The organism is Bacillus sp. FSL H8-0545, from assembly GCF_038006105.1.
Lineage (GTDB): Bacteria > Bacillota > Bacilli > Bacillales > Bacillaceae_G > Bacillus_A > Bacillus_A cereus_U.
Genome location: NZ_JBBOUO010000002.1, coordinates 243,347 through 262,903 on the forward strand (window position 1 = coordinate 243,347; position 19,557 = coordinate 262,903).

Here is a 19,557-nt window from a genome sequence, read left to right on the forward strand (position 1 = left end):
ATGAAAAAGTATGCCTATAATGACATCACCCTTATGCAGTATATTTTTTTAATCAATGGAATGCAGGTGGCCACTGGAGTTTTATCTCTCCCACGATTGCTTGCAGAAAAAGCTGGAACAGATGGATGGATAGCTATACTTATCGGCTGGATATTCTCCACAATATCAGGTATTTTTATCGTGAAAACAGCTGCAAGATATCCCGAGGACACGCTTTACGACATTCTTATACGATTATTTGGAAAAATAGTAGGGAAAGCACTAATTGTTATTTACATGATATACTTCGCTTTTTATTCTTGTACCATTCTTGTGAACGCTATGCTTTATCTTAAGGGATGGCTTCTTCCGAAAACGCCTGACTATATCATTATCTTTTTGTTTTCGATTCCTACCTTTCTTGTTGTACGCAACGGCCTTCGTATTATAGGGCGGTACTGTGAACTTAATTTTTATATGATGCTTTGGATTCCGCTGTTTTTTTTGATACCGCTAAGAGAGAGCGGAAGTTGGCTGCCTTTCTTTCCGCTCTTAAAAGAAGGGTGGAAACCGGTATTAACGGCTGTACCGACCACTATTTTTGCTTATTTAGGGTTTGATATTGCGTTCTTTTTATATCCCTTTTTACAAAAAAAACAGTATGCAGTCCATGGAATCGTTATTGCAAACACTTTAACGATGTTATTTTATTTATTTGCTACTATTGTTTGCTTTTCCTATTTTAGCCCTGATAGCATTACAGAATTTAACCAGCCGGTACTAAATTTACTTAAAGTAATTGAATTTCGTTTTTTAGAACGTTTTGACATGATTTTATTAGCTGTTTACTTAACCGTTGTTTCCACAGCCTGGATTCCTTGCATATACTGCGCTGTATTTTGTTCTAGCCAATTACTTGGGAAACAAGATCACACCTCTCATGTTGTTGTTCTATTATTACTCATTATCGGCTTCATATTTTGGACTCATCCTAGTTGGAATCAATCCGAAACTTGGCAACAGGTAGTATCGAATGCTGGATTAGGATTGACGTATATATCACCTATCATTTTATGGATGTATAGCTGGGTATATGAGAAGTCTCGCCAGAGGGGGATACATTGAAAAGAAAGGTACTATGTTGTATTTTGTTATCAGTGTTCATGATGACTGGATGCTTTGATCAAACAAATGTTGAAGATGTTTCCCTTACTCTTATCCTTGGTATCGATTTAGATCGTAATAATAATTTATTGGTGTACATGTCAAGTCCTGTTTTTAATAAAGAAGCAAAGGTAAAAGAAGAAACTATTGGTGTGAAATCTGTTACGATTCGAAATTCTAGAGAGAAATTTGACGCTACAGTTATGGCGCTAACCTCGGGAAGTAAAACACAAGTTATTTTAGTTGGAAAGCGGCTAATGAAACGAAAAAACTGGGAAAATTACCTCGATCCATTTTACCGAGACCCCAAAAATACAGTTACCACACGAGTTGTTGCTGTAGATGGACCTGTTTCGGACGTCATCTTTTATCACTCAAAAGATAAGCCGCGGCTTCCTTTATATTTAACAAAACTAATTGATACCGCCTATTTAAGAAATATCGCAGTAAAAACAACTCTTCAAAAATTACATGAACAAGTAGCAGACAAAGGGATAACAGCAAGTATTACTGAGATGAAAAAAAAGAATAAAATATGGGTGACCGGTACAGCTTTGTTGGATGAAAAAGGAAGGTATAAATTAACGCTAAAATCCGATGAAAACAAGCTATTACGCATTTTGCAACAAGAAACGAAAGGTGAGTTTCCATTTACAATTGCAGTTAAATTAAAGTCGGATAGCAAGGATAAAGATTGGATAAGCTTTAGTGCCCAAAATATTAAAGTAAAGACAAAGGTAAAGTATGATAATCATTTTATATTTAATATAGATGTAAAGATGAGAATCAGTATTACAGAACGACTTTTTTCGTTCAATACAAGAAAGGACGCAGCAAAATTACAAAAAGCTATTGAAACTAAACTGGAAGCTAATTTCAAGCAATTAATAAAGAAAACACAAGCTACCAAAATCGACCCTATTGGGCTTGGGGTATATGCAAGAACTTACACATATCCAGAATGGAAAAAAGTCCAAAATAAATGGAATAAGGCATTAGCAAAGGGCGATGTAAACGTCAAGGTAAATGTAGAAATTGGTGGGATGGGAACGATTAAGTAATATGATTTCAACTAAGATTCATACTAAAATTGCAAGTACCTTCAATTTTAGGGGGGAATTTCTTTAATAGGGGTCACTATATACATCCATCAACTCAAGGATTTAAACTATTCTTAAAATTAAAAGCGCGTTATTATTCTCTTATGTTAATGAGAAAGGGTGACGTGCTTTTTATGAGTATACATCAAAAACAAGAGTTATCTTTATTTGCCGAAGAGTTATATCGACATATGTCTCCGGCTACACTTAATCAATTAGCTATAGAAGCAGGCGGAATGAAACGAAAACGTAAGTGCCATGGGCACCATTTTTTATCTTTGTGTGTATGGTTAAATCAACAAATCGCTACTACCTCTCTTACTCAACTTTGTAGTCAATTAGAAACTTCAACAGGAATTTGATTAAGTCCTGAGGGACTTAATCGACGATTTAACCCGGCTTATCCTATAGCAATTGAACAGTTAAAAAAAGAAAAAAGCATACCTGATGGTATGCAACTTAGACAACAAAAGTACTTAAATAACATAGTAGAACAAGATCATCGCTTTATAAAGAAGCGAATCCGTTCCATGCTAGGGTTCAAATGTTTTGACACAGCTACATCCATTCTTTCTGGAGTAGAAGCCATGCATATGATTAAAAAAGAACAGCTTGATTTACGGGACCAGTCTGTCCAAAATCAGAAAGAATTCATCCATCAATTGTTTGGACTTTCAGCATAAGATACGATTTCGTTAGGAATATATGCGATTTATTCTCTTTTGTTTTATTTTTGCACCAGAACCTTTTATCTTTTATTGTAGTACCCTTATTTCACCAGAGACTTATCCTCTTAGCAAAAACACAATTTTGTATACAAACTATTTTCTTTATATATAAATATAAAAATTAATAAATTTATAAGTTTCTAAATGAAGTTGTAGGGAAGGAACCTTACGGAAAATTTTATAAAGAAAAGGCCAATTTCCTGTACGTTAAGAGATGTAGTGCACCTCCAATAGAAGATATGGCTAAAAAAGTAGCATAGATTTAACTTTTCTGTGTCTAGAATATTAACTCAAATCCAGCTTCTACTTAGGAACTGTGCCTAAAACAAAATTCTCTTCCATTATTTTTCCCTTGGCTTATTCATGAGTCGAGGTTTTTTTTGTGAAACATTACGAAAATGTAATGTTAATGTAATGTAGTTCCATCGATACTACAAATATAACCGGATAAAATTAGTTACATAAGACGAAGTCAAAAAAGGAACGTTACCAAAAGGAGTGCTACAAATGAAAACCATATTAAGTGTTGAAAAAATTGAAAAGTATTATGGAAATAAAGATAACGTAACAAAGGCAATTGATAATATCAGCTTTAAAGTAGATGAAGGGGAATTCGTTGGAATCATGGGACCTTCAGGAAGTGGTAAAACTACGCTTCTTAACTGTATATCAACTATTGATAATATTACTACAGGAAAAATAATCATCAATAATAGTGACATTACTAAGTTAAAGTCAAAAGCATTAGATAAATTTAGGCGAAATGAGTTAGGCTTTATATTTCAGGATTTTAACCTATTAGATACTCTTACAGCATTTGAAAATATTGCTTTAGCGTTAACAATTAAAGGTGAAAAAAGTTCAGAAATAGATGGGAAAATAAAAGCAGTAGCAAAGTATTTAGAGATTGAAGAAGTTTTAAGCAAATATCCTTATCAGATGTCAGGTGGACAAAAACAAAGGGTAGCGTCAGCAAGAGCGATCGTGACAGATCCATCCTTAGTCCTTGCGGATGAACCAACCGGAGCGTTGGATTCTAAATCATCTAGATTATTACTGGAAAGATTTGAGAGTCTAAATAAAGATTTAAAGACAACAATTCTTATGGTTACGCATGATGCCTTTACAGCTAGCTATGCTCGTAGAATCCTTTTTATTAAAGATGGGAAAATCTTTAATGAGTTAGTAAGAGGAAATGATTCTCGAAAAGAATTCTTTAATAAAATTATCGAGGTAATCACACTGCTTGGAGGTGATGATAATAATGTACTCTAAGATTGCCGTAAGTAATGTAAAGAAGAGTTTTAAGGATTATGCTATATATTTCTTAACACTAACATTAGCTGTTTGTATATTTTATAGCTTTAATTCAATAGAGTCACAAAAGGCGCTTACTGAACTGAAGTATTCAGGTTCATCATATATAAAAACGTTAACTAGTGCATTGGCTGGTATATCAATATTTGTATCGATCATATTAGGAAGTCTTATATTATATGCGAGTAATTTTTTAATAAAGAAACGTAAAAAAGAATTAGGAATTTATATGACCTTAGGTATGGGGAAAAGAAGAATATCTAGCATATTAGTAACAGAGACCATAATAGTTGGAGCTATATCCTTAATTAGCGGACTTATACTAGGGATTGCAGCATCACAAGCCTTATCTAGCTTGACTTTAAAGCTATTCGATTTACCGATGAATAAATATAAATTCGCAGTTTCGACAGGTGCTATAGGTAAGACTATATTGTACTTTGGTATCATGTTCTTACTTGTTATAATCTTTAATGTATTTGTTATTTCTAAATACAAGATCATCGATTTGTTAACAGCAAGTAAGAAAAATGAAGAGGTGAAATTTAAAAATCCTATTATACATCTAATAGTATTTGTTTTATGCGTAATCTCACTTGGCTATGCATATAAAACAATCCTGAAGATAGGCTTCAATATAGATGATCCTATGCTCCTGCTAACAATAATCCTTGGAATTTTAGGTACAGTATTATTTTTCTTTAGTTTATCTGGATTCATCTTGTATATGGTAAAGAAAAATAAAAAGGTATATTTAAAAGAGTTAAATATTTTTATAATTAAACAAATAAATAGTAAGGTGAATACGAATTTTTTATCCATGTCTCTCATTTGTTTAATGTTATTTCTTACAATAGGGATATTGTCTACTGGAATAAGTTTTAAACAAGCTACTGAAGAAGGACTTGAACAAGTAACGCCTTTTGATGCTAGCGTAAGGTTGTACAATGATGGTCAAAATAGCAATGAAGATACGTTAAATAAGATTAAATCTAAAATAAGTAAAAATGAAAAATATATAGTTTACAATGAATATGATGCAGAGTTAAGCGCAGGAGAATTGTTGAAATCTCGAGATAAAAAGCTGCAGCCATTTAACGTAAGCTTTGTTAAGGTATCTGATTATAATAAAATTCTCCAATTAAAGGGTGAAAAAGAAATAAATTTAAATAAGGATGAGGTTTTAATCTCATCAGATAAAGGTCCCGTAATTAAACCAATTAATAAAAAGTTGAAAGACAGTAATAAACTTAATATTAAAGGAAAAGAATACTTGGTAAAACAAACTAAAGTTATAGAAGAAAATCTTCATACTACTAGTGGTTTTACAGATAATGCATGTACAATCATTATAAATGATGAATTTTTATCAGGTTATAAGATTCGTAAGTCATTTTTTAATGTAAATTATTTAGATAAAAACAGAGAAGAATATAATAAAAAATATGATAAAATCGCCCATGACTTTTTTACGGCTGGATATCGGGATGAAGGTATCCCATACGGAGTATCAAAGGATCAAACATACTCAGAATCCAAGGGGTTCACAGTTATGGTGCTGTATATCGGAATATATATTGGAATCGTGTTCTTAATTACTAGCATGGCTGTATTAGCTCTTCAACAATTATCAGAGGCCAGTGATAGTATAGAAAGATATAAAGCCTTAAAGAGAATTGGTGCAAACGAAAGAATGATTAACAAAACAATTTTTATGCAAACTGGCATATATTTTAGTCTTCCGGTTATTCTTGCATTGATTCACTCAGTGGTGGGAATTAAGATGATGAGTGCCACGATAAGTAATGTGTATCAACTAGATATTACCCTTCCAGCGCTAATGACCGCTTTCATATTTATTATAGTGTATGTAGGATATTTCTTTACAACATATATAGGATATAAAAATATTGTTAAGAGTAATTTATAAAGAGATTGATTGTAGACAAGGTTTTAGTAAAATTCAGCAGTAAAAATAATAGAAGTAAAAGGTGATTATTTTGAAAAAAGCGCTAATTGTTTTAAGTGTTTTAGGTGGACTGTTATTTGCAGCAGTTGGAGGTTGGTACGGTTATAATAAACTGAAGTATGAAAAATGTTACGTTAAAATAACAGAAAATAGTAAATCAGGCATTGTGAACCCTTCGACGGGATTCGTTGATTATAATCTAATGGCATATGATAAAAACGGAAATGAGGTTCCTGTGAAATTTTGGGCTCAAAAAAAGCTGAAAGTAAATGCATATCTTGCTGTTGATGTATTTAAACCCTTGAATAAAGATTCAAATGATATAAACTCATATAAAGAGGTAACAGCGGAACAATTACCTGAAAAGGTGAAAGAAAAGTTAAATGTTAAATAAGTATTCATGTAAAGAGGTACTTACTGAAAAGTAGGTACCTCTTTAACATAATCAAGAATTTAACAGGTAAAAATTCCTGATAAAACTAAATATGTACTTTCATATTTAGTAGTTAAATATAGCTGTATATTTATATAAAATATAAGGGATAATATAATGGAAGGTGAAATAGATCAAAGAGGGGAATTTTATGAAAAAAATTATGATTATTGAAGATGATGAAGTGATCAGAGAAGAATTGCAAAACTTTTTACAAAGATATGGATACGATGTAAAAGCTCCTATAGATTATAATAATATCATGCAGTATGTTGAAAACGAAAATGCAGACCTTATATTGCTAGACATAAATCTTCCTGTGTTCGATGGATATTATATATGTAGAGAAATACGTAAAAATTCAGATGTTCCAATTATAATAGTTACAAGTAGGGACAATGAAGTAGATGAATTAATGAGTATGAACTTAGGTGCAGATGATTTTATTACAAAGCCCTATAATACAGAAATATTATTAGCAAGGATAACAAATATCTTGAAAAGAACATATGAAAGCTCGAAGGCGAGTAATATGTTAAGTTACATGGATTTCCATTTAAATCTTTCCAATGCAAGCGTTATGTACAAAGACCAAGCGATAGAGTTAACGAAAAATGAAGTGAAAATCCTTTCCTATTTAATAAACAATAAGGGAAATATCGTAAAAAGGGAGTTCCTTATGGAACACTTGTGGAAATCAGATTATTTTGTAGATGACAGTACTTTAACTGTGAATATTACTAGATTACGAAAAAAGCTTGAGGAGATTGGCATCGAAAACGCAATCGAAACAAGAAGGGGATTGGGGTATATCATGCCATGAGTATAGGTGAATTTATTAAAGACAAAGTGGTAGTAATTATGTCTAATCTGCTGCTGTTTCTTATATTATCAGCTGTGATGGTTATGATGGATTTTCATGCCATTCTCATATTCTTTGTGTTTTGTATTTGGTTTTTCCCTTTATTTTCGTATATGGCTTTAGAGTGTATACAGGCTAAAGCATATTATGATGAAGTTGACAGCATATTAGAAAATTTAGATAAGAAATACCTACTTCCAGAAGTAATAAAGGAAGCTCATTTTATCCATGGGGAAAAACTAAACCATATACTGAAGCCGGTAAGTAGAGATATGCATGAGAATGTGAAATACTACAAAGATATGCAGGCAGACTATAGGGAGTATATAGAAACATGGGTACATGAGATTAAAACCCCAATTGCTTCTACAAAGCTAATTATTGAAAATAATCAAAATGAATTAACGAATAAAATAGACCTCCAGATCGATAGGATTGAGGGATTTGTAGAACAGGTGTTGTATTATTCCCGAAGTAACAATGTAAGCAAAGACTACATTATTAAACCCATTCATCTTAATGATGCAGTAAGGAATGTCGTGAAAAGAAATTATAGGGATTTCATTCATAAGAAAATTAAACTAGATATAAAAAATATCAATGAAATTGTATATAGTGATGGGAAATGGCTCGAGTTTATGCTCAATCAGATAATAGGGAACGCTGTAAAATATGCAAACAGTGAAACGCCCATGATCAGCATATATTCAGTTAAGAAAGCCAACTCAGTCGTGTTAACTATAGAAGATAATGGAGTAGGGATCGTTGATAAAGATATAAATAGAGTGTTTGAAAAAGGATTTACAGGTGAAAATGGTAGAAGATTTAGTAAAAGTACAGGTATGGGCTTATATCTATGTGAAAAGCTTTGTTCCAAGCTAGGCATCAAAATTATAATTGACTCTAAGGTAAATATAGGAACTAAAGTTACATTTATAATTCCTTTGTCAGATATGATAAACTATGTAGATTATTTATGAATCTCTAAAAATGGGGGCCCGCCACATGTCCATCAACTTAAGAAAAGTAATCACCCAAAAAAAGAAAAAATGAGCTGAATTCTCAAAATAACTAACTGTAGAGAAAGAGAATTTCCATTTAAGGTGTACTTCAAAACCTTAGCTTGGTGGACATGGGGATGGTACTCAATATTGTAAATAATGTTCTAATAGAGTAGTATAAATTTATATTTATTGGTCGGTTGACCAAACTAAAAATAAGAAGGTGAAATACAATGTCTAATTCCAAAAAAACAGCTACTCGGGATCAAATACTAATAGCTACGTTTGAATGCTTAGCTGAAAAAGGTACAACCGCTATTACATTACGAGATATTGCTACAAAAGCGGAAATTACTTTAAGTTTAATTCATTATTATTTTCCAACAAAAGAGGGATTATTAGTTAACGCTACCTCTTATGTCATGCAAAAACAGATTAAAGAAATTCAGAAGGAACTCTCAAATATACAAGATTTCTCAGAGAAAATGAAAAAATTAATATTTGTAGTACACCACCAGTTCAAAAGTTCTGAATGGAGAAAAGTGTATTTTAGTTTATTAGCAGCAGCAGCCTGGTCACCGAAAATTATGGAAGAAATTCGAGTTCTACAGAACCAACTGATAGACCTAATTCAAGAATATGCGCAAACTTCCAATGTGGAAATCCCAGATTTAGAAGCGTTTTCCAGGGCTTTATTGGCTTCGATGAATGGATTAGCGTTACAAGTTATGCATGGGGCTTCAGAGGAACAAATTGCTCCGGCATATGAGGTTATAGAAAAAGTATTCATTAGTATCTGTAACCCAAAAAACGCAATGAGTGATTATTAAACTATATAATTCCAAATTCATGTGCCAATCCATTATTCCATGACACCAAATGGGATGAAGGATTGCAAAACATTATAAAGTGAGGTTACAGCATGATCGCATATGGATCATTTTATTTTTTTGCTATAGTGGGGATTTTATTGATACCTACTATCGTAGCTGGATTAAGAGGTAAAATGTTGCGTAAATATAATGCTATCTTAACGCTAATTATGCTTGCTATTATCTTCTCGGATAAACCAAATCAAGCAATGATGTTAGCAGTATTTATTATTTGGCAATTTGTCCTTATTAAAAGCTATTTACTACTAAGAAAACAAAATAATAATACGTTCATGTTTTACATGGCTGTTATTTTGTCGATTTTGCCACTAATTTTGGCAAAAATTGCACCATTTGTACCTGAATTAAAATTCATTGTTTTTACTGGTATATCTTATGTAACATTCAGGGCAGTACAAATGGTATTTGAAATTCGCGATGGCTTAATTAAAGAATGCTCATTTTTTAATTTCTGGGAATTCATTTTGTTCTTCCCTGCTATTTCGACCGGACCTATCGATCGGTATCGCAGGTTCCAAAAAGATATTCAAAAACCACCAAGTGCTGAAGAATATCAAAATCTGCTATACATGGGTATTAATCGTATTTTCCAAGGATTTCTTTATAAATTTATACTTGCATATCTAATAAAACAACATATTATGGATGCGATATTCGCTCAACAAGATACAATTTTATCAAATATGATTTACATGTATAGCTATAGTTTTTATCTATTCTTTGATTTTGCAGGTTATAGTGCATTCGTAATCGGTGTTAGTTATATGATGGGGATTAAAACACCAGAAAACTTTAATAAACCGTTTATCAGTCGTAATATTAAAGATTTCTGGAATCGTTGGCACATGAGCTTATCATTCTGGCTCCGTGATTTTATTTACATGCGCTTTGTCTTTTTTGCAACAAAGAAAAAGCTCATTAAAAATCGCTATATGATTTCATATATTGGCGTCTTTTTAAACTTTTTTGTCATGGGAATTTGGCACATTACTGGTCATCATATTGCTCAATATATGATTTATGCTCTATATCATATTGTTCTGTTTATTTTATTTGATATTTTCGAACGAAAAAACAAGAAGCATAAATTTTGGCCCAACAATACGTTCATGCATGTCCTTGCAATTGTGATTACATTCCATTTCGTATGTTTCGGTTTCCTAATCTTCTCTGGGCACCTAAACAATTATTTTTAATGAAAAACTTTTTTTCTCACAACTAGGGGTCACCATACATGCCCATCGACTTAAGAATTCAGAATTACCTCAAAACGAAAAGATGAGCTTTTTTGTCACAAGTTAGCACAAAATTTCGTTTTGGGGGTACTATAAAATTTTAGCTTGATGGCGATGGGTCAGTACCCCATAAAGAAAAGACACTCATATATGAGTGTCTTTTCCGATAGTTTTTTTAGCAGAAGCAAGAAGCTCCAACTATGATTAATAGAATAAATAATACAACTAATAAAGCAAAGCCGCCACCACAACTACTGCAACTTCCACCAAAGCCCATTTTAATCTCTCCTTTGAGTAGGAGGGGAAAATTAAGGTCACTCATGTATTTTAATGGATTCACTTTACCTTATGTTTTTACGTATTAATTGAGCAGGTCCTTTTGAAAATAAAGAAAAGACACCCTAAGGTGCCTTCCTCCGACTTGAACCACTTTAATTTTAATAATATGTATTGGACTCCCATTCAACTATTATTTTATTGTATCTTTCTCGTTCTTGGCATTGTTGTTCTTCTGCTTTCTTCGTTTCTTTTTTGTTTTGACTTCTGTTTCTTCTGTACCGCAAGCGACTAACCCTAAAGTTAGCACCCCGGCAATAAGTAGGTTAATTTTCTTCATTATTGATCCGCCTCTTCACCTTTGTTTTGTTGTAATAAAGATGAATCGACGTTCACGACTCAACCTTCGTTTGTAATTTGTTCGTTAGAAAATGAACAATTGATCGTATTAGAAAAGGTTTAAAAATAAAACTTTTCTTTTCATCTAATAAATTTACCTTTAAAGACTACATAAATACCTTTGACCATATTTGTAATTCTTTGTAAAATGATATATATAGAAAGATTATGAATATACAGGTAATCTATGGATAGTAGTTTCTAAGAAATTATTCGGGGAAAATTTCTTAGTTAAGTATATTAACTTGTTTGCACTAAATTTTACAAATAAAGGGGTATTAGGAATCATGAAAGCAAAGAAATTAGTAAGTTTAGCGTTACCAGTTATGTTATTGAGTGGTTGTATTACAATTGAAACTGATGGTAAGAAAGCTGAACCAAAGAAAGAAGAAACGCAAAAGATAGAAAAAGAGAGTAAGACTTCTGAAAAAGAGAGTAAGTCAACTGATAGCAAGAAAGAGGATAGCTTATCTGTAGCGAAAGGTGAAGATAAGGAGACAAGTAAGTCAAGTACTTCTAACTCTACTAGTTCTTCCAACTCTTCTAGTAAGGTAACTGGTTCAGAAGTTGACAAATACAAGCAAGATATTTTAGACAATGCAAATAAAATAGACGAAACACTACGATTGATTGAAGACTCAGCAAAATCAGACATTAAATCAGTAAGCTTAAAGAAGAGTGAAATACAACTTGTAACAGGTGGGTCACAAGCATATGTAAGAAAAATAAAGTATCTTGAACCACCAACTGAACTGAAAGCAGAGCATGACAAGATAAAAGAATCAATGGACTTATATTATGATGCATTCCAACTCCTTTCAGAAGCAGTAGAGGAGGAGAGTGAAAGTAAACTGAAAGAATCAATTATAAAATCAAATCAAGGTGCAAAGCTATTCGAAGAAGCAACAAAGAGTATTGCAAGTAAAACAAACTAATAATCAAAATTCATTCAAATAGGGGTATGATGTATGAAAGCAAAGAAACTTGTAGCGTTAGCAGTACCTTTCATGTTGTTAGTAGGTTGTGGAACTGATAAAACAGAAGCAAAGCCGAAAGAGAAAGTAGAGTCTAAAGAAGAGACGAAGGAGAAGTTGTCAAAAGAGAAGTACCCAACACGTATGACGAATTTATCTTCTGAGTTAGTACAGAAAATTACGGTTATAACTGAGTTAGCAATGGATAAAGACAAAGATGAAAAGTCTTTAGTAAAAGAGATAGTGAAAGAAGAGTCAGAGGTACAGAAAAGTATTGCTAAGTTTAAGAAAATAGAACCGCCAAAAGAGTTTGAAGACTCACATAAAGAAATCTTAAAAGCGGTAGATTGTTACAGTAAAGCCTATGCATTACAAGTTGAAATTATAAAAGGCAAAGGAAAAGTTACAGATGAAGACCGAAATAAGTCTCAAAAGTCAATGAACTTAATTAAAGAAGGTAATGAGTATTGGCAAAAAGGCTATGCACCACTTCAAGACGCTCAATTAGACCAAGCAAACGAAATTGGTAAGAAAACAGGCGTACAATTCGATAAGCCTTCAACTTCTGAAACAGATGATGGAAATGTACAAGTATCTAAAGACGGTAAAGAGTTATTAGGTGAATGGGGTAGTTACAAAGGTTCTGAGTTCCATAAAGGTTTAGACTTTCGTGAAGATAATTCATTTACCGCTTATGATGATACAGGTAAAACGTCTTATGAAGACAACCATATGACAGGAACATGGATATTCGATGCAGACAAGAAACAAGTCACATTGTTACCTACTGAGTTTGTAAAAGACGGTAAGAAGATAGATGCAAGGAATACAAATGCATTTGTAGAGTATAAACTTGAGTTCTTACGTGCAGGTTCTTTAAAAATGACTGACGGTAAAGGTAATACAATAACAGGGGAAAGACGTAAATAATCATTAAGGGGTAGAAGAAATGAAGTTTAATAAACTAATAGGTGTTACCATTCCACTCCTACTATTGTTTAGTGGTTGTTCCGCTGATAAAGTAAACATCAAATCAGAAAGCAAACCACTACAAGAAAGTAAGGTAGATAAAGTGAAACCTGTAGATACAGGTAACTATTCAGTAGAAGACTACATTAATTCTCTTACAGACATAGATTTAGCGATGGGGAATAAGGTAACGGAAATGGATAATTTACTCCAAGGAGAAGACCTTCCATTTCATAACAAGCATAAGTACATAAAACTAGCAGAAGAAATAATAGACTTGTCAGTACAAGCTAGAGAGTTAAAAGTACCAAAAGAGTTCGAAGAGGTACACAAAGACGTTGATAAATCTATGCAGATGTACAGTACTGGTTTTCAATATCGAATAGACTATATAAAGAATCCAGACCCTAAAAATTCAAATAAAGCTTTAGAGACCTTAACAGAAGCAGGTAACTTATGGGAAGTAACAACTGAGAGAATAGGTAAAGAATACAGTAAAGCAATATTACAATAATCTTATTTAAGGGGTAGGTAAAGATGAAAGCAAAGAAACTAATTACATTAGCACTTCCAATCATGTTATTAGGAGGGTGTGCTACAGATAAAGCAGAAACGAAAGCAAAGGATAAAGTAGAAGCAAAAGCAGAAGTGAAGGAAAAATTACCAAAAGTAGACTATATGTCACGTATGTTTGCTTTAGAGAATGAATTAAATTCAAAGATTGCTGAAATGGGGCAAACAGCTTATCAGACTAAAGATAGAAGTAATGACATAAATGAATTAAACAAAAAGTTAGAAGAAGAAATAGGTGAAATACAGAAAACGATTGCTGATTTTGATAAAGTTGAGCCACCTAAAGAGTTAGAAGAAGCACATAAGACGATTTTAAAAGGAGTAGACTATTATAATAAAACCTTTTCAGACACATTAAAACGTGCAAAGAGTGGTTCTATTACGAAAGATGCGACAGAAGAATCAAAAAAGTTAGTATTAAAAGGTAAAGACTGCATGGATGAAGGTTACAAAACAATGAGAGACGAGTATACAAAGACAATGAAAACAAACCTTGAAAAGAGCAAAAATGAATCCATGCCTAAAGACGGTAAAGAGTTACTAGGTGAATGGGGTAGTAAGCTAGGTGGTAAATTTACTAAAGGATTAGAATTCAAGGAAGACGGTACATACATCATATATGATGATGAAAACAACACACCGTATGAAAATTCCCATATGCAAGGTAAATGGTCTTATAATGCAGAAAAGAAACAAGTCATACTAACAATAGATGAGTATGTAAAAGACGGTAAAAAGGCAGACCCTAGTCAAATGAAAGAATCTATAGACTATGATGTTATGTATTTCACATCGGATTCCTTAGTTATGATGGATGCTGACGGAAACAAGATAGACGTGGTAAAACCTAAGTAAGTCACTGTAAAGGTTCTAAGGGATAAGACGAAGAAATGTAAACAGGCTATCTAACAAAAGGTAGTCTATTTACATGGTTCTGGTGCAAAAACTTCAAGATAATTGCAATTAATCTCTAAATCTTGGACATACTGATACTATTACTCTAAAAAAGGTGCGTGATCAGTATGGAAAAGCGAAATTTATTCAAGTGGAACAAGATCATCGATTTATTAAAAAGCGAGTTCGTTCGATGTTAGGATTGAAATCCTTTCGCACAGCTACATCCATTATTTCTGGAATAGAAGCTATGCATATGGTAAAAAAAGGGCAACTTATTTTACTGGACAAGTCTGTCCAAAATCAAGTGAAGTTCATCCATCAACTATTTGGAATTGTTGCTTAAGACTAGATTCCACTAGGAAACTTTTCGCCTCTTTATATCTTTCCTAAGTATTTGCACCAGAACCCTTATATGCAATATTGCATATAAGAATGTATTGATAAAAATGTAAGCGCTTACTATAATGAAAGCATAAAGATAAATCACATCTTAGCAACAACAAAAGAGGAGGAAATAATATGACAATCGCAATGACAATTTTAAAATTTGTAGGTGGAGTACTCCCATTCGTTCAAGAACTTTTAAAAGCATTTATGTAAGTTCATTATTTAGCAATTATTTATAAATAATTATCATACCTTAATACGAAAAAAAGGAAGAAGTTGATTTTTTTGAAGACTACAAAAAATACTAAAGGAAAAAAATTACTAGCAAGTTTATTAATCGGCTTTTGCACTATTAATTATTCATCTATTTCCTTCGCTGAAACACCTAAAAGTAATTCAGCTAATGCACCAAAACAAGCTATTGACATTGATACTGGCATAACAAATCTAAAGTATAACAATCAAGAGGTTTTAGCAGTAAATGGGGATAAAGTAGAGAGTTTTGTTCCGAAAGAAAGTACAAATTCAAATGGTAAATTTGTAGTAGTTGAACGTGAGAAAAAATCACTTACAACTTCACCAGTCGATATTTCGATTATTGATTCTGTGGCTAATCGTACTTATCCAGGAGCAGTACAACTTGCAAATAAAGCTTTTGCAGATAATCAACCTAGTTTATTAGTGGCTAAGAGAAAGCCTTTGAATATTAGTATAGACTTACCTGGCATGAGAAAAGAAAATACAATTACTGTCCAAAATCCTACATATGGTAATGTGTCTGGAGCAGTAGATGAGTTAGTATCTACTTGGAATGAAAAGTATTCAAAAACAAATACGTTACCTGCAAGAATGCAGTATACTGAATCTATGGTGTATAGTAAGTCTCAAATCGCAAGTGCTCTTAATGTTAATGCTAAATATCTTGACAATGCACTGAACATTGATTTTAAAGCGATTGCAGATGGAGAGAAAAAAGTGATGGTTGCGGCATATAAGCAAATCTTTTATACCGTAAGTGCAGAACTACCAAACAATCCATCAGACCTTTTTGATAATAGTGTTACGTTTGATGAGTTAACTCGTAAAGGGGTAAGTAATGTGGCCCCGCCTGTTATGGTGTCAAATGTAGCTTATGGCAGAACAGTTTATGTAAAATTAGAAACATCATCTAAAAGCAAAGATGTACAATCTGCTTTTAAAGCTTTAATTAAGGGTCAAGGCGTTGAAGCGAGTGGACAGTACAAGGATATTTTTGAAGAAAGTACCTTTACTGCTGTGGTATTAGGTGGAGATGCAAAAGAGCATAACAAGGTTGTTACAAAAGATTTTAATGAAATCCGAAATATCATTAAAGATAATGCAGAATTAAGTTCTAAAAATCCAGCATACCCAATTTCATATACAAGCACTTTCTTAAAAGATAACGCAACGGCTGCTGTTCATAACAATACAGATTATATCGAGACGACAACTACAGAATATTCAAGTGCGAAAATGACGCTTGATCATTACGGTGCATATGTTGCTCAATTTGATGTATCTTGGGATGAATTCTCATATGATGGAAATGGGAAAGAAGTATTAACCCATAAAACTTGGGAAGGAAACAACCAAGATAAAACGGCTCATTACTCTACAGTAATACCACTTCCACCGAATTCAAAAAATGTAAAAGTCGTAGCGAGAGAATGTACAGGTCTTGCATGGGAATGGTGGAGAACAATTATTAATGAACAAAATGTTCCATTGACAAATGAAATAAAAGTTTCAATTGGAGGAACAACTTTATACCCAACTGCTAATATTAGTCATTAGGTAGAAGTGAAGCACCCTGTAAATAGGGTGCTTTTTTACTTGGTCACAAGTTATCGGGATCTTTTTCAAATAGGGGTAGCGTCACATCGCCATCAAGCTAAGAAATGCAAATACCCCCAAAAAGAAGTTCCTTTTTTCTGAAAATGTATATAAATGCAAAATGCATCATGAATATCCGAAGAAGATTTTATATTTCATTAATTTATTCCTTTCCATCTACATTAATCATTTATTGCAACAGCTTTCACGTCTAAAATAAGATGTTTCAACAAAGGAAAGTATAAGTATCTTTATAATGATTTTCCAATATAATCAATGTGTTAATGAAAGGAACTCTGTGTTATTTTTGCTTTTCTACTAACTAATACAGCTTCAAACAATGGACACAATTGCTACATGCCAAGTGTAATTTATTATCCATTCAAGATTCTGTTTATTCAATCTTTCTGAAAATAAAAAAATATTAAACTCATAAATATACAAGTTATAATGAGGGCGTCGAGAGATAATCTATTACCTCTAGAGAAAATATCAAACCTAGTTCTGGTGCAAAAATTCTAAAGACCTTGCAAGAAAGCTTCTAAAATTGGACATACTGATACGATTACTCTAAGAAAGGTGTGTGATCAGAAGGGAAATTTATTAACATGAAAAATGAAAGCGTTATCAACTTGATCTTATTTTGAATTGGTCATTCTAATAACTTAGATTCAACTGCAATTAAAAATAATAAATTATGGGGGTGCTTATATGAACATGAATGTAGCATCTATTAAAGAAAAAAAGGTTGTTAAATACAAAAGTTGTTTTGATGTGATTGGGCCGGTAATGATAGGTCCTTCAAGTTCACATACTGCAGGTGCTTTGGCTATTGGAACAGTTGCCAATAAATTATTTCAAGGTCTTCCAAAAAAAGTCGTAGTAAGGTATTATGAATCATTTGCTGAAACCCATAAAGGACACGGAACTGATTTTGCAATTATTGCTGGGCTATTAGGATTTGCTGCCGATGACAGCAAAGTGCCAGATGCTATTAAAATAGCAGAATCTAAAGGAATTGACATTACCTTTATTGAAAAAGCGGGTGATAGTCCTGCTGGTCATCCAAATACGGCAGATGTATATTTAGAGGATGAAAGCCGAAGTATTAGAACGATGGGTATTTCGGTCGGCGGTGGATTAATTGAAGTCAAACATGTTGAAATTGACGGATTTAGCTTAGATCTGCAGGGGCCATTGCCAGTTATTATTGCGATTTCCGAAAGAGCTGACTTTGAATTTGTCTTACGCAGGATCTTTAAACAATATGATGTGGAAATTAACAACTTTCATAGTTTAGAAGAAAACAGAAAATATTTATATGCATTCGCTTTGGATTCGCTATTGCCTGGTTATGTTCAGAAGGAATTAGGAAATTTAAGCAATATAGCTAATATCATTATTCTTTAGTTACTTTAAGGGGTGAAAAAATATGTATATGACCATAAAAGAAATTGTGGATGCAGCTAATAAAAGCCAAAAGCCAATTTATGAATTAGCAATCGAACAGGAAATCGAACAAACTAAAACTTCTTATGAAGAAGCTTGGAGTAAAATGGAAAGAAATTTAGCGACTATGGAAAATGCCATAAATAAAAGTATCGAGGGCGACGGGGTATTTTCTCCGACCGGTTTAACCGGAGGTGATGCTGTTAAAATTAAAAACTATCGAGAAAATAGGAAAACTCTTTCTGGAGATTTGATGGTGTTAGGGATTCAAAGTGCTATCGGTGTTAATGAAGTAAATGCTGCATTAGGGGCTATTTGTGCAACCCCAACAGCAGGTGCGAGTGGGACGATCCCGGGAGTCCTATATAGTATTAAAGATACGTTGCAGTTAACTCGTGAAGATATGATCCATTTTCTATTCACTTCAGCGTTATTTGGAACGATAGTCGCAAATAACGCTTGTATTTCAGGAGCGTACGGAGGATGTCAAGCTGAAGTAGGCAGTGCCTCAGCAATGGCGGCTGCAGCAGCGGTAGAAGCTGCCGGAGGAACGCCACAGCAATCTTCTGAAGCTTTCTCAACCGCATTACAAAATTTACTCGGTCTAGTTTGTGATCCGGTCGCTGGATTGGTAGAAATTCCTTGTGTAAAGAGAAACGCCATTGGAACGGCAAATGCTTTGGCAGCAGCAGACATCGCATTAGCCGGCGTAAACAATATCATCAATGCAGACGAAGTTATTGAAGCGATGTATAGAGTTGGAAGACAGATGCCTCGCGAATTAAGAGAGACAGGTTTAGGCGGAATTGCGGCCACACCTACAGGGATTGCCATTAAAAATAAAATCTTTGGGGAGAAACAATCAAATTAATAAACAGTTATCGGAAATATTGTGAAATAGTTAACAATCCTATTCTCTATTGTTCTCCTAAGGATGTCTGTATATTGAGAGCCATTATCACTAAAATATACTACTATATAATTAAAGTGTTTTGTAAGAGCTAACAAACCCATCAGGTTGATGACTAGCGAATTTTTCGATTTTGATCAACTTAGAAGAAGGACACGCGATGTGGCGCACTTTGTAAGCAATTCATT

The 19,557-nt window shown here is 33.1% G+C and carries 18 protein-coding genes and 3 pseudogenes; 19 read left to right on the forward strand and 2 right to left on the reverse strand.

Going from position 1 to position 19,557, the window contains the following annotated elements:
• The 11 genes and pseudogenes from MHI07_RS27185 to dltB all read left to right on the forward strand — a co-directional run bounded on the left by MHI07_RS27185 (window position 1) and on the right by dltB (window position 10,642).
• Entirely contained in the window at window positions 1–1,104 is a 1,104-nt protein-coding gene (locus tag MHI07_RS27185) for a GerAB/ArcD/ProY family transporter (RefSeq protein WP_340827041.1), read from the forward strand.
• Window positions 1,101–2,204 (forward strand): Ger(x)C family spore germination protein, encoded by a 1,104-nt coding sequence (locus tag MHI07_RS27190; RefSeq protein WP_340827043.1) that lies wholly within the window; start codon window positions 1,101–1,103, stop codon window positions 2,202–2,204. The genes MHI07_RS27185 and MHI07_RS27190 overlap by 4 nt, the downstream gene beginning before the upstream one ends.
• 173 nt (window positions 2,205–2,377) lie before the next feature.
• Window positions 2,378–2,602, forward strand: a pseudogene (locus MHI07_RS27195) (IS4 family transposase); the annotation flags it as partial.
• 33 nt (window positions 2,603–2,635) lie between these two features.
• Window positions 2,636–2,926: pseudogene (locus MHI07_RS27200) on the forward strand (DDE-type integrase/transposase/recombinase); the annotation flags it as partial.
• 552 nt (window positions 2,927–3,478) lie between these two features.
• Window positions 3,479–4,246 (forward strand): ABC transporter ATP-binding protein, encoded by a 768-nt coding sequence (locus MHI07_RS27205; protein WP_340827044.1) that lies wholly within the window; start codon window positions 3,479–3,481, stop codon window positions 4,244–4,246.
• Entirely contained in the window at window positions 4,236–6,218 is a 1,983-nt protein-coding gene (locus MHI07_RS27210) for an ABC transporter permease (protein WP_340827045.1), read from the forward strand. Before MHI07_RS27205 ends, MHI07_RS27210 begins: the two co-directional genes overlap by 11 nt.
• A 61-nt stretch (window positions 6,219–6,279) precedes the next feature.
• Entirely contained in the window at window positions 6,280–6,651 is a 372-nt protein-coding gene (locus tag MHI07_RS27215; protein ID WP_340827047.1) for a YxeA family protein, read from the forward strand.
• Window positions 6,652–6,841: 190 nt separating this feature from the next.
• A complete protein-coding gene (locus tag MHI07_RS27220) occupies window positions 6,842–7,513 on the forward strand; it encodes a response regulator transcription factor (protein WP_340827048.1) in 672 nt (223 codons plus the stop codon).
• Window positions 7,510–8,532, forward strand: a complete 1,023-nt coding sequence (locus MHI07_RS27225; RefSeq protein ID WP_340827049.1) for a sensor histidine kinase — start codon at window positions 7,510–7,512, stop codon at window positions 8,530–8,532. Before MHI07_RS27220 ends, MHI07_RS27225 begins: the two co-directional genes overlap by 4 nt.
• A 254-nt stretch (window positions 8,533–8,786) precedes the next feature.
• Window positions 8,787–9,383 (forward strand): TetR/AcrR family transcriptional regulator, encoded by a 597-nt coding sequence (locus tag MHI07_RS27230; protein ID WP_340827050.1) that lies wholly within the window; start codon window positions 8,787–8,789, stop codon window positions 9,381–9,383.
• 92 nt (window positions 9,384–9,475) lie between these two features.
• Window positions 9,476–10,642, forward strand: coding sequence for a D-alanyl-lipoteichoic acid biosynthesis protein DltB (gene dltB, locus MHI07_RS27235; protein ID WP_340827051.1), 1,167 nt, complete (start codon window positions 9,476–9,478; stop codon window positions 10,640–10,642).
• A 214-nt stretch (window positions 10,643–10,856) separates the two neighbouring features.
• Here dltB and MHI07_RS27240 read toward each other — a convergent pair whose 3' ends face one another.
• Both MHI07_RS27240 and MHI07_RS27245 read right to left on the reverse strand, forming a co-directional pair.
• Window positions 10,857–10,958, reverse strand: a complete 102-nt coding sequence (locus tag MHI07_RS27240; RefSeq protein ID WP_000505688.1) for a YjcZ family sporulation protein — start codon at window positions 10,956–10,958, stop codon at window positions 10,857–10,859.
• A 192-nt stretch (window positions 10,959–11,150) separates the two neighbouring features.
• A complete protein-coding gene (locus tag MHI07_RS27245) occupies window positions 11,151–11,297 on the reverse strand; it encodes an ABC transporter substrate-binding protein (protein WP_340827053.1) in 147 nt (48 codons plus the stop codon).
• A 346-nt stretch (window positions 11,298–11,643) separates the two neighbouring features.
• Between MHI07_RS27245 and MHI07_RS27250 the strand changes: the two genes are divergently transcribed.
• The 8 genes and pseudogenes from MHI07_RS27250 to sdaAA all read left to right on the forward strand — a co-directional run bounded on the left by MHI07_RS27250 (window position 11,644) and on the right by sdaAA (window position 19,330).
• On the forward strand, window positions 11,644–12,291 hold the full coding sequence (locus tag MHI07_RS27250; protein WP_071744315.1) for a hypothetical protein: 648 nt from the start codon (window positions 11,644–11,646) through the stop codon (window positions 12,289–12,291).
• Between the two features lie 33 nt (window positions 12,292–12,324).
• Window positions 12,325–13,260 (forward strand): DUF3994 domain-containing protein, encoded by a 936-nt coding sequence (locus MHI07_RS27255; protein WP_340827054.1) that lies wholly within the window; start codon window positions 12,325–12,327, stop codon window positions 13,258–13,260.
• Window positions 13,261–13,279: 19 nt separating this feature from the next.
• Complete coding sequence (locus MHI07_RS27260; protein ID WP_215582806.1) at window positions 13,280–13,813, forward strand: hypothetical protein; 534 nt, start codon at window positions 13,280–13,282, stop codon at window positions 13,811–13,813.
• A gap of 23 nt (window positions 13,814–13,836) precedes the next feature.
• Window positions 13,837–14,727, forward strand: a complete 891-nt coding sequence (locus MHI07_RS27265) for a DUF6376 family protein (protein WP_340827055.1) — start codon at window positions 13,837–13,839, stop codon at window positions 14,725–14,727.
• 190 nt (window positions 14,728–14,917) lie between these two features.
• A pseudogene (locus MHI07_RS27270) lies at window positions 14,918–15,112 on the forward strand (DDE-type integrase/transposase/recombinase); the annotation flags it as partial.
• Window positions 15,113–15,432: 320 nt separating this feature from the next.
• Complete coding sequence (locus tag MHI07_RS27275) at window positions 15,433–16,971, forward strand: thiol-activated cytolysin family protein (RefSeq protein WP_105588031.1); 1,539 nt, start codon at window positions 15,433–15,435, stop codon at window positions 16,969–16,971.
• Between the two features lie 750 nt (window positions 16,972–17,721).
• A complete protein-coding gene (sdaAB, locus tag MHI07_RS27280; RefSeq protein WP_215582812.1) occupies window positions 17,722–18,420 on the forward strand; it encodes an L-serine ammonia-lyase, iron-sulfur-dependent subunit beta in 699 nt (232 codons plus the stop codon).
• 22 nt (window positions 18,421–18,442) lie between these two features.
• Window positions 18,443–19,330, forward strand: coding sequence for an L-serine ammonia-lyase, iron-sulfur-dependent, subunit alpha (sdaAA, locus tag MHI07_RS27285; RefSeq protein ID WP_215582814.1), 888 nt, complete (start codon window positions 18,443–18,445; stop codon window positions 19,328–19,330).
• The last annotated feature ends 227 nt before the right edge of the window (window positions 19,331–19,557 follow it).

What these genes read in the sequence shown, in the direction of transcription:
- MHI07_RS27250 (WP_071744315.1), top strand. Translation starts at nt 11,644, where the DNA reads ATGAAAGCAAAGAAATTAGTAAGTTTAGCGTTACCAGTTATGTTATTG.
- MHI07_RS27240 (WP_000505688.1), bottom strand. Translation starts at nt 10,958, where the DNA reads ATGGGCTTTGGTGGAAGTTGCAGTAGTTGTGGTGGCGGCTTTGCTTTA.
- sdaAA (WP_215582814.1), top strand. Translation starts at nt 18,443, where the DNA reads ATGTATATGACCATAAAAGAAATTGTGGATGCAGCTAATAAAAGCCAA.
- MHI07_RS27230 (WP_340827050.1), top strand. Translation starts at nt 8,787, where the DNA reads ATGTCTAATTCCAAAAAAACAGCTACTCGGGATCAAATACTAATAGCT.
- MHI07_RS27265 (WP_340827055.1), top strand. Translation starts at nt 13,837, where the DNA reads ATGAAAGCAAAGAAACTAATTACATTAGCACTTCCAATCATGTTATTA.
- dltB (WP_340827051.1), top strand. Translation starts at nt 9,476, where the DNA reads ATGATCGCATATGGATCATTTTATTTTTTTGCTATAGTGGGGATTTTA.
- sdaAB (WP_215582812.1), top strand. Translation starts at nt 17,722, where the DNA reads ATGAACATGAATGTAGCATCTATTAAAGAAAAAAAGGTTGTTAAATAC.
- MHI07_RS27185 (WP_340827041.1), top strand. Translation starts at nt 1, where the DNA reads ATGAAAAAGTATGCCTATAATGACATCACCCTTATGCAGTATATTTTT.
- MHI07_RS27255 (WP_340827054.1), top strand. Translation starts at nt 12,325, where the DNA reads ATGAAAGCAAAGAAACTTGTAGCGTTAGCAGTACCTTTCATGTTGTTA.
- MHI07_RS27205 (WP_340827044.1), top strand. Translation starts at nt 3,479, where the DNA reads ATGAAAACCATATTAAGTGTTGAAAAAATTGAAAAGTATTATGGAAAT.
- MHI07_RS27225 (WP_340827049.1), top strand. Translation starts at nt 7,510, where the DNA reads ATGAGTATAGGTGAATTTATTAAAGACAAAGTGGTAGTAATTATGTCT.
- MHI07_RS27245 (WP_340827053.1), bottom strand. Translation starts at nt 11,297, where the DNA reads ATGAAGAAAATTAACCTACTTATTGCCGGGGTGCTAACTTTAGGGTTA.
- MHI07_RS27210 (WP_340827045.1), top strand. Translation starts at nt 4,236, where the DNA reads ATGTACTCTAAGATTGCCGTAAGTAATGTAAAGAAGAGTTTTAAGGAT.
- MHI07_RS27220 (WP_340827048.1), top strand. Translation starts at nt 6,842, where the DNA reads ATGAAAAAAATTATGATTATTGAAGATGATGAAGTGATCAGAGAAGAA.
- MHI07_RS27260 (WP_215582806.1), top strand. Translation starts at nt 13,280, where the DNA reads ATGAAGTTTAATAAACTAATAGGTGTTACCATTCCACTCCTACTATTG.